The organism is uncultured Tateyamaria sp. (assembly GCF_947496075.1).
Lineage (GTDB): Bacteria > Pseudomonadota > Alphaproteobacteria > Rhodobacterales > Rhodobacteraceae > Tateyamaria.
On record NZ_CANMBJ010000005.1, the window covers coordinates 273,479 to 287,817 of the forward strand.

13 protein-coding genes are annotated in these 14,339 nt (G+C 58.4%); 4 read left to right on the forward strand and 9 right to left on the reverse strand.

Annotated elements, in window-relative coordinates; genetic code table 11:
* Positions 1–26: 26 nt before the first annotated feature.
* The 6 genes from dnaG to Q1A51_RS18410 all read right to left on the reverse strand — a co-directional run bounded on the left by dnaG (position 27) and on the right by Q1A51_RS18410 (position 7,423).
* Positions 27–1,982 carry a DNA primase gene (gene dnaG / locus Q1A51_RS18385; protein ID WP_299604593.1) on the reverse strand — a complete coding sequence of 652 codons (1,956 nt, stop codon included), beginning with the start codon at positions 1,980–1,982 and terminating at the stop codon, positions 27–29.
* A 36-nt stretch (positions 1,983–2,018) separates the two neighbouring features.
* Positions 2,019–2,321, reverse strand: coding sequence for a hypothetical protein (locus Q1A51_RS18390; RefSeq protein ID WP_299604596.1), 303 nt, complete (start codon positions 2,319–2,321; stop codon positions 2,019–2,021).
* 37 nt (positions 2,322–2,358) lie between these two features.
* The gene (locus Q1A51_RS18395) at positions 2,359–2,898 is read right to left on the reverse strand and encodes a sarcosine oxidase subunit gamma (RefSeq protein ID WP_299604599.1); all 540 of its coding nucleotides are present in this window, start codon (positions 2,896–2,898) and stop codon (positions 2,359–2,361) included.
* A complete protein-coding gene (locus Q1A51_RS18400; protein WP_299604602.1) occupies positions 2,891–5,824 on the reverse strand; it encodes a sarcosine oxidase subunit alpha family protein in 2,934 nt (977 codons plus the stop codon). The genes Q1A51_RS18395 and Q1A51_RS18400 overlap by 8 nt, the downstream gene beginning before the upstream one ends.
* Positions 5,821–6,084 carry a sarcosine oxidase subunit delta gene (locus tag Q1A51_RS18405; RefSeq protein WP_299204730.1) on the reverse strand — a complete coding sequence of 88 codons (264 nt, stop codon included), beginning with the start codon at positions 6,082–6,084 and terminating at the stop codon, positions 5,821–5,823. The genes Q1A51_RS18400 and Q1A51_RS18405 overlap by 4 nt, the downstream gene beginning before the upstream one ends.
* Before the next feature lie 85 nt (positions 6,085–6,169).
* A complete protein-coding gene (locus tag Q1A51_RS18410) occupies positions 6,170–7,423 on the reverse strand; it encodes a sarcosine oxidase subunit beta family protein (protein WP_299604605.1) in 1,254 nt (417 codons plus the stop codon).
* A gap of 151 nt (positions 7,424–7,574) precedes the next feature.
* On the opposite strand from Q1A51_RS18410, the gene Q1A51_RS18415 reads away from it, so the two are divergent.
* Positions 7,575–8,486, forward strand: coding sequence for an SGNH/GDSL hydrolase family protein (locus tag Q1A51_RS18415; RefSeq protein ID WP_299604607.1), 912 nt, complete (start codon positions 7,575–7,577; stop codon positions 8,484–8,486).
* A gap of 127 nt (positions 8,487–8,613) precedes the next feature.
* On the opposite strand, the gene Q1A51_RS18420 is transcribed toward Q1A51_RS18415, so the two are convergent.
* Complete coding sequence (locus Q1A51_RS18420; protein ID WP_299604609.1) at positions 8,614–10,044, reverse strand: Glu/Leu/Phe/Val dehydrogenase; 1,431 nt, start codon at positions 10,042–10,044, stop codon at positions 8,614–8,616.
* Positions 10,045–10,430: 386 nt separating this feature from the next.
* Here Q1A51_RS18420 and Q1A51_RS18425 point away from each other — a divergent pair, with 386 nt between their 5' ends.
* Genes Q1A51_RS18425 through Q1A51_RS18435 form a run of 3 tightly spaced genes read left to right on the forward strand, consistent with a single transcriptional unit; the run spans position 10,431 to position 12,843 of the window.
* Positions 10,431–11,759, forward strand: a complete 1,329-nt coding sequence (locus Q1A51_RS18425) for a pilus assembly protein TadG-related protein (protein ID WP_299604612.1) — start codon at positions 10,431–10,433, stop codon at positions 11,757–11,759.
* Positions 11,756–12,292 (forward strand): TadE/TadG family type IV pilus assembly protein, encoded by a 537-nt coding sequence (locus tag Q1A51_RS18430; protein ID WP_299204717.1) that lies wholly within the window; start codon positions 11,756–11,758, stop codon positions 12,290–12,292. The genes Q1A51_RS18425 and Q1A51_RS18430 overlap by 4 nt, the downstream gene beginning before the upstream one ends.
* Positions 12,292–12,843 carry a TadE/TadG family type IV pilus assembly protein gene (locus Q1A51_RS18435; protein WP_299204713.1) on the forward strand — a complete coding sequence of 184 codons (552 nt, stop codon included), beginning with the start codon at positions 12,292–12,294 and terminating at the stop codon, positions 12,841–12,843. Before Q1A51_RS18430 ends, Q1A51_RS18435 begins: the two co-directional genes overlap by 1 nt.
* On the opposite strand, the gene Q1A51_RS18440 is transcribed toward Q1A51_RS18435, so the two are convergent.
* Together Q1A51_RS18440 and Q1A51_RS18445 are read right to left on the reverse strand one after the other, a co-directional pair.
* Positions 12,844–13,338, reverse strand: coding sequence for a hypothetical protein (locus tag Q1A51_RS18440; RefSeq protein ID WP_299604617.1), 495 nt, complete (start codon positions 13,336–13,338; stop codon positions 12,844–12,846).
* A 40-nt stretch (positions 13,339–13,378) separates the two neighbouring features.
* On the reverse strand, positions 13,379–14,323 hold the full coding sequence (locus Q1A51_RS18445) for an NAD(P)-dependent oxidoreductase (RefSeq protein ID WP_299604620.1): 945 nt from the start codon (positions 14,321–14,323) through the stop codon (positions 13,379–13,381).
* Positions 14,324–14,339: the final 16 nt, after the last annotated feature.

Below are 14,339 nucleotides of genomic sequence, written 5' to 3' on the forward strand. Positions count from 1 at the left end.
TCTTTATGTTTTGAGACCAAATCGCATCAGTTGCGGCGTTTTGAGAAGCTGATCTGGTCCATGAGCGCCGCAAAAGCATCTCGCTCACTGCGACTGATTCGGGCGCCGTTGTCGCCCGTATCGTATTCCGAATCATCTTCTTTCCCGCTGCGGCTGGCCTGAGCTGCGGCTTGAGCCGCTTGGCTGAGGCGCCATGTCACGCCTTCATCAGCCACACCTTCGAGGTCCTGCACCGCATCCGCGATCTCGGCATCCAGTCCCTTCGCCGCGCTGAGTTTTGCGAGCTCTTCGGCCACGGTCATGCGGGCCATGTCGGCATCGCCGGGTGTGCGGATACACGGGACAATTGCCACATGGCGTGAAGAGAGCAGGTTATCAAGGGCATCCGGCCCCAGCGCGCTGAAAATCTTTTCGCGCAACACCTCCGCACCGGCATTCCCGTGGTGCAGAATCAGGTCGCGCAAGACGGCATGGTCCGGATCAGCACAAACCAGACTTTCAAGCCCAGTTTCAAAGTCTTCGGCCACCTCGGGCGTGCAGATCAGCGCCGCAAGGATCACCCTTTCCCGCAAGTGATCAGTCACCTGCGCATCGCCCGAAGCCAGTGCGGATGTCTTGGTGCTGGGCATGGGCACCGGTGGCGCTTGCCAGCCGCGACCCGGTTGCCAGTTGCGCTTTGGTCCCCCGCCCCCGCGCTGCGGACGGAAAAGTTGCCAGCGCATGTCTTTGACCGCCTGCCCATAGTGCTGGCGGATCGACGGGTCCTGGATCAGCTTGATCTTGTCACGCAGCACCTTGTCGAGCGCCGCCTTGCGTTCGGGACTGTCGAACGTTTTCCCTTCCGTCTCGCGTTGCCAGAGCAGTTGGACCATTGGCATCGCGGCATCGAGCAGCTTTTGCAGGGCTGGCGCGCCTTGCGCTTTGAGCAGATCGTCCGGGTCCTGCCCTTCGGGCATCAGCGCAAAGCGCAGGGATTTGCCTGCCTCCAGCATGGGCAGCGCGAGGTCGATCAGGCGCATGGCGGCGCGCAGGCCCGCCTTGTCCCCGTCCAGTGCGATGATGGGTTCATCTGCGATGCGCCAGAGCATCGCGAGCTGGTTCTCGGTCACGGCAGTGCCCAAGGGCGCGACGGACGCGCCAAAGCCGTGTTCGGTCAGCGCGATGACGTCCATGTAGCCCTCAGCCACGATCAGAGGCTGGCCCTTACCCGCCGCCGTCCGCGCTGGTCCGTGGTTGTAGAGGCTGCGGCCCTTGTCAAAAAGCTCAGTCTCGGGAGAGTTCAAATACTTGGCGTTGTCGTTCGGGTCCATCGCCCGCCCACCAAAGGCGATGCAGCGACCGCGCGCGTCACGGATCGGGAACATGATGCGGCCGCGGAAGGTGTCATAAGGCTTGCCACCCTTCTGGCTGGGTTTGGCAAGGCCCGCGTCAAGGATCAGGTCATCTTCGACCTCCTTGCCCTTGAGAGAGTCCCACAAGCCCTGCCACGCATCGGGCGCGAAGCCGATCTCCCACCTGTCTTGTGCTGCCGGATCAAGGCCGCGTCGTTCGAGATAGTCACGCGCTGGACCGGCCACGCCGGTTTTGAGTTGCAGCCGGAAGTGCTGGACGGCCATTTCCATAACGTCGGCAAGCTGTGTCCGTTTGTCAGCCTTTTCCTGCGCGCGCGGATCGCGCTCCGGCATCGACATACCGGCCTCACCCGCGAGGATTTCGACGGCCTCCATGAAGCCCACATTCTCGGTCTCGCGGACAAAGGAGATTGCGTCGCCCTTGGCGTGGCAACCGAAGCAGTAATAGTAGCCCTTGCGATCGTCGACGTGAAAGCTGGCCGTCTTTTCGTGGTGGAACGGGCATGGCGCCCAAAGATCTCCCTTGCCCTGATTGGACTTGCGCGCGTCCCACATGACCTTGCGCCCAACCACCTGCCCGAGGGACAGACGCGTGCGCAATTCATCAAGAAATCCGGGGGGCAGGCTCATGCCCTTAATATTGGTGGTGTGAGCACCGAAGTCGAGTCACTGCTGAAGGCACAACTCAGTCCACGCATCCGACAGGCTTTCATTGCGCAACACGCGGCGCTTTTGTTCGTAGACCCATGGTGTCATCAGCGGGATCGCGTTGTTGTATTGCGCGGGCCATTCGGGGTTCTGCGCCAGAATATGACCTTGCACGTCACGCTCACTGACCCGGTCAAGGCGGGCTTGCTGGATCGCACCAACCACCTGCGCTTGGTAGCCACAGCTTTCTTCTTTGCTGTCTTGGGCAAAGGCGGGGGCGGTAGACATTGCGATGGCGGCGATAACGGCAAAACGGATCATGGATGGCTCCAGTCACTAGGGAATCAGTTTTACCGTTTTATCGCCGTGTCGCGACGCTTGCCATGGCCCTTTCCAGATCGTGTAAAAGCGTGCCCGCCATGGATCGGAAGACCATGAGAAGGAATGTGTCACTGCCGATGCGGGTAATCGATCCGGCCATGTGCTGGATTTGGCTACGCGCTGTATGCCCGCGCTTGAAGTGTGCGGCTGACAGATCCAGGGGGACGAGGCGGGCCAAGACGTCCTCGGCATCGTCCCCGGACAGGGTAACCGCCGTCCATGCGTCAGACTGATCTGTCAGCGCGGCGTGTTCGGCAAGTGTCGGATCGGGCTTTGGACCGGCCAAAAGCACCATCTCGCGTCCGAACCAGATGGCGCGTGCACCTGCCTTGCCCGTAGCGCGGTTCGGGGCGGGCCAGGCCATGCCATGCGTGGCCTTGAACGGTTCGGCGATCTTGACCTGTGCGTAGGGCGCGATCGAGGTCAGGATGCCCAGATCAACCTCGGCCAGTGTAAGGGTGCCGGTGGTGAGCGGCGTCATGTCATCCAGCGGCGTTTTTGCAATAAGTTCAGCCACGTGTGCGCTCTCCGTCCGGGTCAAAGAACACAGGATCACAAAGTTCCACCCGCGTCTGGATGCCCCTGACGTGATCTACCATGTTCAGCACTTCGCCATGCCGGGCCAGCCCGTCCCGCACAAACCCAAGACCAATGAAATGCCCGAGGGTCGGGGAGAAACCGACAGAGGTGACGTAGCCCTGATCATGCGCCCGTACGGGTTCCTCCCCGTCGGTGTAGATGTGCGCGCCCGCGGTCAGCTGTTTGACAGGTCCCACCGGCTTCATGCCAACAAGCTGTTCGCGCCCCTCTTCGGTCAGGCCGGGCCGCTGCGCCATCGTTGCCCCGATGAAATCCTTCTTCTTGGACAACATACGTTCCATCCCGATATCTTGCGCCGTCACGCGGCCATCGATCTCGGCGTGAGTAATGAATCCTTTTTCGATGCGCAGGACGTTCAGCGCCTCCATGCCGTAAGCGCCGCCGCCCAATGCCTCGGCCCTCGCCACCAGCAGTCGGAAGAGGCTGTCGCCATAGCGGGATGGCACCGCAACTTCATAGGCGTGCTCGCCAGAGAAAGAGATGCGGAAGAGCCGCCCCTTGACCCCTTGTACATCCACCGAACCACAGGACATGAACGGCCATGTATCATTGTCGATAGGTTTATCGAGCAAGCCGTTCAGCAACTCACGCGCCTTCGGCCCGGCAACAGCAAACTGCGCCCATTGCTCGGTGACCGACATGATGCGCACGTCCCACTCGGGGTGTAAGGCCTGCGTCACGAATTCGAGGTGCCGCATCACCTGCCCAGCCGCGGCGGTGGTCGTTGTCATGACATAGTGGTTCGGACCTAGCCGCGCCGTAGTCCCGTCATCCATGACGAACCCGTCCTCGCGCAGCATGAGACCATAGCGCACACGGTTCTCTTTCAGGGTCGAGAACATGTTAATGTAGACAAAGTCGAGGAGCCGTGCGGCGTCTGGTCCCTGAATATCAATCTTGCCCAACGTGCTGACATCGCAGATGCCAACCGCTTGTCGAACCCAACCTACCTCACGGTCGCAGGACTGGCGCCATGTCTTTTCATCCGGCAGCGGATAGTAGGACGGGCGATACCAAAGCCCTGCCTCGATCATCGGAGCACCCGCAGCAATGGTGGCTGCGCGGCTGGTGGTCTTGCGTTCCGGCGCGAACCCTTTGCCCTGCGCCCCGGCACCCAGCGCTGCGAGCGCCACGGGGCTGTACGGTGGGCGGAATGTTGTCGTGCCAGTTTCCGGGATGCCACGGCCCGTTGCGTCCGCCAGAAGGGCCAGCGCCGCGACGTTCGAATTCTTGCCCTGATCGGTCGCCATGCCTTGGGTCGTGTAGCGCTTCATGTGCTCGACGGACCTGAAGTTCTCTTGCGCAGCCTGCTTGACGTCCTTCACGCTCACATCGTTCTGGAAATCGAGCCACGCGCGGCCTTTGCCCGGCACGGCCCAGAGCGGGTCAATGGCATAAACGCTGTCATCAGCATCGGGCAGATCAACCTCAGCGGGCTTGAGGCCAAGTGCTTCAAGGCTCCTTTTGGCCGCCTCAACACCCTCGGTCAGACAGCCCGTTGTCGAAAAGGTCCCGTTGCATGCCCCAGCAGTTTCCATCCCCGGGATTGCTCCGGGCGTCGGTACGAAGCTGGCAATGTTTTCATGCCAAGTGGGCCGCCCGTTCATATGGCAGGTGAGGTGCACGGTCGGGTTCCACCCGCCCGACACAGCAAGACAATCAGTGGCAATCTTTTCTGTACCTGAGGCTGTCTGGACGTTGATGGCCTCCAGACCACGGCGCCCATAACCGCCCGAGACCATTGCACCGCTCATCAGGCGGTAATCCCCCAAGGCCGCCGCATCTGCACGGCTGTCAATAACAGCGGCGATGTGCACGCCCGCCTCCTGCAGGTCCATGGCCGTGCGATGCGCGTCGTCATTGTTGGCAAAGACGGTTACTGCCTTGCCCGGACTGACGCCAAACCGGTTGAGATAGGCGCGCACGGCACCTGCGGCCATGATGCCGGGACGGTCATTGTTCTGAAACGCGATGTGACGCTCAATGGCCCCCGCCGCCAGAACCGAGCGTTTGGCGACGATGCGCCAGAAGGTTTCTTTGACCCCGCCACGCGGCACGTCCTTCACGTGATGCGAGACCCGCTCGAGGGCGCCGAATGTGCCGCCATCATGCGCACCGGAGATTGTTGTTCGCGACATGAGCCGGACATTGTCCATCGCTGAGAGTTTTGTGACCATGTGCGCCGCCCAGTCCGCAGCCGACAGGCCGTCCACAGTCAAGGTTTCCGCATTCAAGCGACCACCCATCAAACTGTCTTCGTCCGCCAAAATGACTCTGACACCGGACTGCGCGGCCACCCACGCGGCCATCAAGCCAGCGGGCCCTGCGCCGATCACCAACACATCACAGAACGCGTAGGCCTTTTCGTAGTGATCGGCGTCTTGCGTACCGCTCAGTGCACCCAGGCCCGCCGCACGTCGGATGAAAGGTTCATAAACCCTTTCCCAGAAAGCCCTCGGCCACATGAAGGTCTTGTAGTAGAAGCCCGTACCCAGAAATGGCGCAGCGAGATCATTCACACTAAGCAGATCAAAAGCCAGCGATGGCCACGCATTCTGGCTGCGCGCCTCTAGCCCATCATAGAGCTCCTGCACCGTTGCGCGGACGTTCGGATCGGTTGCCGCCCCGTGCCCGATGGTCATCAAGGCATTGGGTTCTTCCGACCCGGCGGTGAGAATACCGCGCGGGCGGTGATACTTGAACGACCGCGCCACGTGCCGCACGTCATTGGCCAACAAGGCCGACGCCAGCGTATCCCCTGCAAACCCACGATAGGTGTTGCCGTCAAAGCGGAAGGAGACCGGCTGTGATCGGTCGATCAACCCCTTGCCATCAATCCTCATCGTTTGACATCCCGCGCCAGCACCGCAGCTTTGATCTCGTGGGTCGACACGTTCCGGGTCACCCTGAGCCATGCACCGCAGCCCGCGTCATGGCTCCACAGTTCATCCAGATCACCTGCCGGGTTCTCGCGTAGGTGCAGATAGTCATCCCACGCCGCCTCACCTGCATCCGGTGCAGGCCGGTCCAGCATGACCGCAGCCCCCTGATAGTAGAACTCGCGCCGGTCGCGCTCTCCGCAAATCGGACATGGCAGGCGCATCAGACCTCTCTATCAGGGTGCACGGTATACCCCTTCCCTGTTTCAAAAAAATCCCCGCCGGAGGCTCCCGTCATCTCAACCATTCCTAGTGCAGATTGTGCTGAGACCCGGTCGCCTCTTCATCCATGATGCCGCGGCCTGTGCGGAACCGATCCAAACGGTGGTGCAAGGTTGTAGGGTGTGGATGACCCGTAGCAAGCAGGTGGGCAAAGGTGTGGCCCGAGGCCGGCGTCGCCTTGAAACCGCCGTAGCACCAACCCGTGTTGACAAACAGGCCTTCGATATCCGTCTTGTCGATGATGAAGGACCCGTCGGGCGACATGTCCATGACACCGCCCCAGCTGCGCAGTATCTTGGCCTTGCCGATCACCGGCATCAGGGTCATCGCAGCCTCTGCTACATGCTCAACCAGCGGCAGGTTCCCGCGCGCAGCATAGCTTGCGTACATATCCAGATCACCCCCGAACACGAGGCCCCCCTTGTCGGATTGACTGATATAGAAGTGTCCCATCCCGTAGGTAACAACGCGATCCAGGCAAGGTTTCAGCCCTTCTGTGACAAAAGCCTGCAGCACATGGCTTTCGATAGGAAGACGTAGCCCGGCCATGGCGGCAACCTGGCTGGATCGTCCAGCTGCGACCATGCCGACCTTCCTGGCGCGGATCGGCCCCTTTGTGGTCTGCACACCCTTTACGACACCATTTACAACATCGATGCCCGTGACTTCGCATTGCTGGATCAGATCGACGCCGCGATCGCTAGCCGAACGGGCAAAGCCCCATGCCACCGCATCATGTCGAGCTGTACCGCCGCGTTTGTGATAGAGACCACCATAAATCGGAAAGCGGGTCTGGTCGAAATCTAGGAACGGCAGTAGCTTCTTTACCCCTGCACGGTCCAGCATCGCACCGTCATCCCCCTGCCCGCACATCGAATTGGCCCGGCGTACAAAGGCGTCGCGCTGGCCGTCCGAATGGACAAGGTTGATAATGCCACGCTGCGAGTGCATGACGTTGTAGTTCAGGTCTTCTTCCAAACCCTCCCACAGCTTCAGCGAATGGGAATAGAATTCGGAGTTGCCGTGCAGCATGTAATTGGCACGAACAATCGTCGTGTTCCGGCCGACATTCCCGCCGCCAAGATACCCTTTTTCGAGTACTGCAATGTTGGTCAAGCCATGCACCTTGGCCAAATAATGAGCCGTGGCCAGACCGTGACCACCACCACCAATCAGTACAATATCGTATTCGGACTTTGGTTCGGGACTGCGCCAATGCGGACTCCAGCCTTTGTTACCGGTTAGTCCTTCGGCCAACACTTTCAGCCCTGAAAAGCGCATGCGCACCTCCGCCCTTTCATGGCACCACCATCACCATCCTGACAGGTCTAGCAAGAGCAGTATTTTACCTCGTGGCGCTTTTCGACACGGGCAGGTCTGCCAGCGACGAATTGCAAAGCTCACGTAGTATTTTGTTTGATGAAACATCACTTTGGCGTTCAATGCCTTTATGACCTTGCTTCGCACACTTGCCTTCGCCCTCAGTGCAGTTCTGCCGGCCCAAATTTCTGCCCAGTCTTCGGACTTTGTTTCACCGTCGATTGTCATCCTCGGCGACAGTCAAATTCCGTTTGGCTCCGGCCCCGCCTTTCTCGAGTTCTTCGAAAACATCAAATCCCACTGCCCACCGACGCCTAAGCAGGCCGCTAACTTGGAAGTGCTGGCGGATATGAAGGTTGCGGTCATCGGTGTTCGTTCAACGTCGCTGCACTCATGGACAGCCAAGATGGGCAAGGCCAAAGGGGCAATCTGTGACGTTGATCCCAAATGGAAAGTCAACGCGGGCACCTACGGCTTCATCAACACGACGGGAAACAAGTACAAGCAAATTGGTAAGGGGGATGCCTACCAGTTTTGCAAGATGGACATGTCTGCCTTTCAGACCATGTTTCGCCCCGGTTACTACGAACCGAAGTTGATACTTCTGTCGTTCTTGGGAAATTCGGCGAAACGCTGGGCGAGCAGTTACGATCAGGCAATAAAAGATGTCGAGACGATGAATGCGCAATTGCCTGCGGGCGTTCCTTGCATTTTCATGACAACGGCCCCGAGCTACTCAAAGAAGATCACCGATTTGCGCCTGAAGGCGCAAGCGAATGTGAAACGCGCATTTGCAGAAACGGGCAGCCAGTGCAGTTTTGTTGAGGGGGCAACCCCCGAGACGGTCGCCGCAAACCAGGGGAACAAGACGTACTTTCGTCTTTCGAAATCTGGCAAGGTCAAGGATCCGTATCACCCAAATGAAAAAGCGGCCAAAACCTTCTTCATGATCGCAATGGACGATATTTGTACTGCGGTTTACGAACAGATCGAAGCCGCCATGCCGGAATTGGCCGCCCGTTAGACAAGCATCGACGATGCAGCGATTACTTTCACACCTGTGAAGACGTTGGCGTATGTAGGGAGCTGACGTAAATCTTCGTAAGGTATGCCAGCGCCGTTTTTGTTCGCGCTGGCATACCGTCTCAGAACTACAATCCTTTGGCGCGATAGCTTTCAGCCACCTTCCCAATCGAAACAAGATACGCTGCCGTACGCAAATCATCAACATCGCCACGGTCATGCCAAACTGACGCCATGGACTGATAAGCCGCCCGCATCGTGTCATCGAGACCAGAACGAACCAATTCCAGCTCATCCGCGCCCCGCAGATACTTGTCCTTGAAGTCCGGGGTCATGGACCAAGAATCGCCCAAGTGGCGGCTGAGCCGCTCCAGTTCATCCACCACCAATTGGTGCCGTGCCTCTTCCTGGCGGCGTTGCATGCGACCGAACCGAATATGGCTAAGGTTCTTGACCCATTCGAAATAGGAAACAGTAACACCGCCAGCGTTGGCATACATGTCCGGGATGATGACGGTGCCCTTCTCACGCAATACAGAGTCCGCACCAGCTGTGACCGGCCCGTTCGCCGCCTCGATGATCAAAGGTGCCGTTATCCGCGCCGCGTTCGACAGGTTAATCACACCTTCAAGTGCAGCTGGCACAAGGATTTCACAATCCTTTTCCAGAACTGAACTGCCGTTTTCCACATATGTGCCATCAGGATACCCGGAGACGCCGCCGTGGCCACCAATCCAGTTGCGTACGGCGTCCACGTCCAACCCCCGGTCATCCACAAGCGCACCATCGCGTTCAATGATGCCAACAATCTTGCATCCGTCCTCATCCGCGAGGAACTTCGCTGCGTGGTAACCCACATTGCCCAGCCCCTGCACAACGATACGTTTGCCGTCCAGAGTACCGGACATGCCCGCTTTCTCAACGCCGGTTGCATCGCGGAAAAACTCGCGCAGAGCATACTGGACGCCGCGTCCCGTGGCCTCGGTCCTACCTTGAATACCACCCGCGTTGGTCGGTTTGCCAGTAACACAGGCCACCCCGTTGATGTCAGTCGTGTTCATCCGCTTGTACTGGTCCGCGATCCAGGCCATCTCGCGCTCACCGGTTCCCATGTCGGGGGCAGGCACGTTCTGAGCGGGGTTGATCATGTCGCGCTTGATCAGCTCGTATGCAAAACGGCGGGTGATCAACTCCATCTCGTGCTCATCATATTCACGCGGATCAACATGCAATCCGCCCTTCGAGCCACCGAATGGAGCTTCGACCAGTGCGCACTTGTATGTCATGAGCGCAGCAAGAGCCTCGACTTCATCCTGATTGACGCCCAGCGCAAAGCGAATACCGCCCTTCACAGGTTCCATATGCTCCGAATGTACGGAACGGTATCCCGTGAAGGTCTGGATTTGCCCGCGCAACCGCACACCGAACCGAACGGTGTAGGTTGCGTTGCACACCCTGATCTTCTCTTCCAAGCCCGGTGGAAGGTCCATCAGTGCAACAGCACGGTTGAACATGATGTCCACGCTCTCACGAAAACTGGGCTCATTGGGGGTGCTCATCCGGGATCTCCTTTTTCCGGCACGACTCATTTGGGTCCGAGTCTGTGGAGCCAGCCTATGACGGTTCCGTTAATCAGTGCGAATTTTTTGTGCGCGTTGAAAACATCACGCGCTTTCGCGCCATTTCTTAATGAATCGTAAACAGTGAGGCATACGCGCACGGATTGACGACAATTGGATCGAAATCACCCCAGAGGTTTCCCCCTTTTGCCCGATTTCAGCCACATTCAGAGCCCACACCCAACGTTGGACAAAAGGCTGTCAAAGCCTGTGATGACCAAAAAACAATAAGGTGCATTATGTTAATGATGTGGACACGGAAATTGACGACGAAGGCAGGGCTGAAAAGCAGCGTTGCCGGATTTGCGCGCGACGACTCGGGGTCCATGACCATTTTCGCCGTCGCGATGTTTTTCATGATGATTTTAGTTGGCGGTATCGGCGTCGACCTCATGCGCAACGAAATGGAACGTACGCGCATGCAAGCAACGGTCGACCGCGCCGTTCTGGCGGCTGCGGACTTGGATCAGCCACTTGAGCCCGAGGCAGTCGTACGCGACTACTTTAATAAAGCCGGGATGAGCGACTACCTGTCCTCGGTTACCGTTGATCAGGGTCTGAACTATCGGACAGTGACAGCATCCGCCAACATGTCGACGAGCACGCAGTTCATGCACCTGATGGGTGTTAGCGAGTTGCCGGTACCTGCGTTGGGCCAGGCGGAAGAGCGCGTGTCGAACGTAGAGATTTCGATGGTTCTCGATATTTCCGGCTCCATGGGCTGGAACAACAAGATGGCCAACCTTCAGGATGCAGCGAAAACCTTTGTCGACACTGTTGTCCGCGCGGAAAACGAAGATCTGATCTCAATCTCGCTGATCCCTTACACCGCGCAGGTGAATGCCGGCTACGACATCTTCTCGCGGATGGAGACGAACCATCTGCACAACTACTCATATTGCGTCGACTTCGAAATCGACGACTTCTCGTCAAGCGGGTTGGATCTGGATTCACCCTATGAACAGATGCAGCATTTTGACGAGGGGTGGGACTACTCCAACCCGGTCAACAACCCGGGCTGCCCCAAACGCGATTTTGAAGAGATTGTGCCGTTCAGCCAGAACGCAACGACACTCAAGAACACGATCGACGATTACCGCGCCCGCGCGAATACTTCGATCCACCTTGGGATGAAATGGGGTGTGGCACTGCTGGACCCGTCATTCCGCCCGATCGTTCAAGATCTGGCCGGACCTGACGAAAACATCGTGGATGACGCATTTGCAAGCCGCCCGGCCGCCTACTCGGATGTCGAAACGCTGAAGACAGTGGTTCTGATGACAGACGGCCAGAACGTGGACACCACCCGCATCCAGCCGTGGTATTATGCCAATTCATCCCACTACGCACACTGGAGCCGTTACCCGCTGCACTGGTACCTGAACAACTACGTTCGTGGGAGCTGGTCTAACTGGCGCTACACCAAGTATACCTCGTCTCAAGCTGACTCCATGCTCGCAAACATCTGCAGCGCAGCAAAGGACCAAGGCATTGTGGTGTGGTCCGTCGGCTTCGAGGTCACAGACTACTCGGCCGGTGTGATGGAAGACTGCGCTTCCTCTCCAAGCCACTTCTTCCGGGTGGAAGGCGTCGAAATTACCGAAGCCTTCGAGGCAATTGCCAAGCAAATCAACCAACTGAGGCTGACCCAATGACCTTCAATCCCAAATCATTCCTGCGTCGTTTCCGGCGTGAAGAGGATGGCCAGATGGTGGTGGAATTCGCCCTTGCAGTCCCCCTCATGTTCACTCTCTTCATGACCTCGGTCGAACTCGGCATCTACTCGGTACGCCAAGGATTTCTGGACCGGGGCCTGGATATGGCGGTCCGCAATGTCCGCCTGAACACCGGAGCCAACTATACCCACGGCGACATCAAGACGATGGTGTGTGAGTATTCAGGCTTCCTCGAAGACTGCGACTCGGCCCTGAAGCTGGAAATGAAGCCAGTGTCGGCACGCAATTTCGCAGGTTTCCCAGACTCCCCTGACTGTGCTGACGTGTCACTGGCCGTTACACCTTCGACCACTTTCGTACATGGAGCGGAGCACCAGCTCATGATGCTGCGCGCATGTTACTCGTTCCAACCGGTATTCCCGATGACAGGCCTCGGCGCTTCGTTCTCGAAGGATGGTGCGGGCCGCGTCAAGATGGTCTCGATGTCCGGATTTGTGCAGGAGCCAAGCTGATGAAACGTCTTATCGCAACACTACAGTCCTTCCGCGACGACGAGCGTGGCAGCCTTGCGGTCGAAACCGTGCTGATCATTCCCGTCCTGTTTTGGGCCTACCTGTCGATGTTCGCCATCTTTGATGCGTATCGCCAGCACTCGATCAACCAAAAGGCGGCATATACGATCGGCGACATCATATCGCGTGAGACGACGCCGCTGGACAATGACTACCTGAATGGCACGCGCGATATTCTTGCCTACCTGACGGCCAACACCGAAAGTGACGTGGCGGTGCGTGTGACCAGCGTGAAGTATGACGGTAATAATGACGTCTACAAACGCGACTGGTCCCAGGCCAAAGGGTGGAAACCTGCGCTGAGCAACAGTGACGTCGGCAAGCTGAAGGACCTGCTGCCTGTCATGCCCCACAATGAGCGGGTGATGGTGGTGGAAACGTTCGTGAAGTACGACCCACCATTCGCAACCGGCCTGCAAGACCGCGAGATTGAGAACTTCGTGTTCACACGTCCTCGCTACGCACCCCGCGTGCTTTGGTTGAGCCAATAATCAGTCGGGCAATCGCTCCGCAATCATGGCCGAGAGTATCTCGGCCATGAATTTTGCTTGGTGACCGGGTGTCATTCCACCAACGCCAACCCGATTTCCAAGCCGCCACCAAAGACCGGGACGCCACGCGCGTCCCTTCGAGGTGTTCAGCCGCACAAGAAACCCATTCGATGGTTTGAAGGCGAACATGCCACGATCCAGCGATTGAATGTCACAGGTCCGTGCGACAATCTCGCCTGAGCTGTCTCGCAACACTTCTGGCGTCAACTCCAGTGTCAGGGCTGTCGCGCGTCGCATCTTTTCGGCAATCCAGATTGAGCCGCCGCCCAACGCGAACAGGAACAATTGCCAGCCAATCTCGGGTGGGCGCACGATGCCGACGTAAATCACCAACAATGACAGCACCCAAAGCGAACCAATGCCCAGGATGCGCCGCCCTGGCGATGCCGTGATCGTTGCGATCACTTCGCCTTCTTTGAAATCCAGACCTTGCATGGTCCGCCCTTAGCTTGGCCGATGCGTGCGGACAAGGGGATCAACGTCGAACGATGACCTCGGCCCCCTGCTCTTCCGGTTCATAATCGGTCATTTCCGCCGGGAAGCCGGGGGCAGTTACGTCCAGGCCCGTCGCCTCTTCGAGCCGCTTGATGATGTTGGGCGACAGCTCACGTGGGCCAAAGCGGTCAATGGCATCGTTGAACAGCCGGATCAGTAACGGGTTGAGGTCCAGCGGCACCCCCGCCCGGTCTGCCACGTCCTGAAACAGACCAATGTCCTTGGCCACCAGGTCCATCGTGAAAGAGATGTCGCGGCTGCCATTCAAGATCACCTGGCTTTCGGTTTCATGGACAAAGGAAGTGCCCGAACTGATCGCCATGGCTTCGTAAGCGACGCCAAGGTCCATGCCCGCCCCCTTGGCGACCGTGAGTGCCTCGGCACAACTGACAAGGTTTGCAGTAGCAAGGTAGTTGGTCAGCACTTTGAGCACAGACGCCGAACCCAGATCGCCGGTGTGCAGCACGCGGCGTCCCATCGTTGAGAGCAGCGGCAGTATACGCTCAAATGTGGCGCGATCGCAGCCTGCAAAAATACTGATGTTGCCGGTATCCGCCCGGTGGCATCCTCCCGACACGGGGCAATCTACTGCTGCACCCCCAGCTTCGATAACCTGCGCGCCGATCCGTTTGACCTCGGCTTCGTCCGTCGTCGACATCTCCATCCAGATTTTGCCGGGACCGACATGCAGTAGCATCTCTTCCATCACCGCAGCAGAGGCCGCGGGGCTCGGAAGACAAGTGATAACCGCGTCACAGGCCTGCATCATGGCGGCGGGGCTTACCCCGTTCTGGGCGCCTGCTGCGACCTTGTCCGCCACGAAAACCGCGTTCAGATCATGCACGGCTACGTCATGTCCATTGCGGATCAAGCTGCCGGACAACTTTCCACCGACATTGCCCAGACCGATAAACCCGATTTTCATGGCCGCCACCCTCCCT

Coding starts and splice junctions, on each gene's coding strand:
- Q1A51_RS18425 (WP_299604612.1), top strand. CDS start 10,431: ATGACCATTTTCGCCGTCGCGATGTTTTTCATGATGATTTTAGTTGGC.
- Q1A51_RS18390 (WP_299604596.1), bottom strand. CDS start 2,321: ATGATCCGTTTTGCCGTTATCGCCGCCATCGCAATGTCTACCGCCCCC.
- Q1A51_RS18405 (WP_299204730.1), bottom strand. CDS start 6,084: ATGCGCCTGCCATGTCCGATTTGCGGAGAGCGCGACCGGCGCGAGTTC.
- Q1A51_RS18445 (WP_299604620.1), bottom strand. CDS start 14,323: ATGAAAATCGGGTTTATCGGTCTGGGCAATGTCGGTGGAAAGTTGTCC.
- dnaG (WP_299604593.1), bottom strand. CDS start 1,982: ATGAGCCTGCCCCCCGGATTTCTTGATGAATTGCGCACGCGTCTGTCC.
- Q1A51_RS18430 (WP_299204717.1), top strand. CDS start 11,756: ATGACCTTCAATCCCAAATCATTCCTGCGTCGTTTCCGGCGTGAAGAG.
- Q1A51_RS18440 (WP_299604617.1), bottom strand. CDS start 13,338: ATGCAAGGTCTGGATTTCAAAGAAGGCGAAGTGATCGCAACGATCACG.
- Q1A51_RS18410 (WP_299604605.1), bottom strand. CDS start 7,423: ATGCGCTTTTCAGGGCTGAAAGTGTTGGCCGAAGGACTAACCGGTAAC.
- Q1A51_RS18400 (WP_299604602.1), bottom strand. CDS start 5,824: ATGAGGATTGATGGCAAGGGGTTGATCGACCGATCACAGCCGGTCTCC.
- Q1A51_RS18435 (WP_299204713.1), top strand. CDS start 12,292: ATGAAACGTCTTATCGCAACACTACAGTCCTTCCGCGACGACGAGCGT.
- Q1A51_RS18420 (WP_299604609.1), bottom strand. CDS start 10,044: ATGAGCACCCCCAATGAGCCCAGTTTTCGTGAGAGCGTGGACATCATG.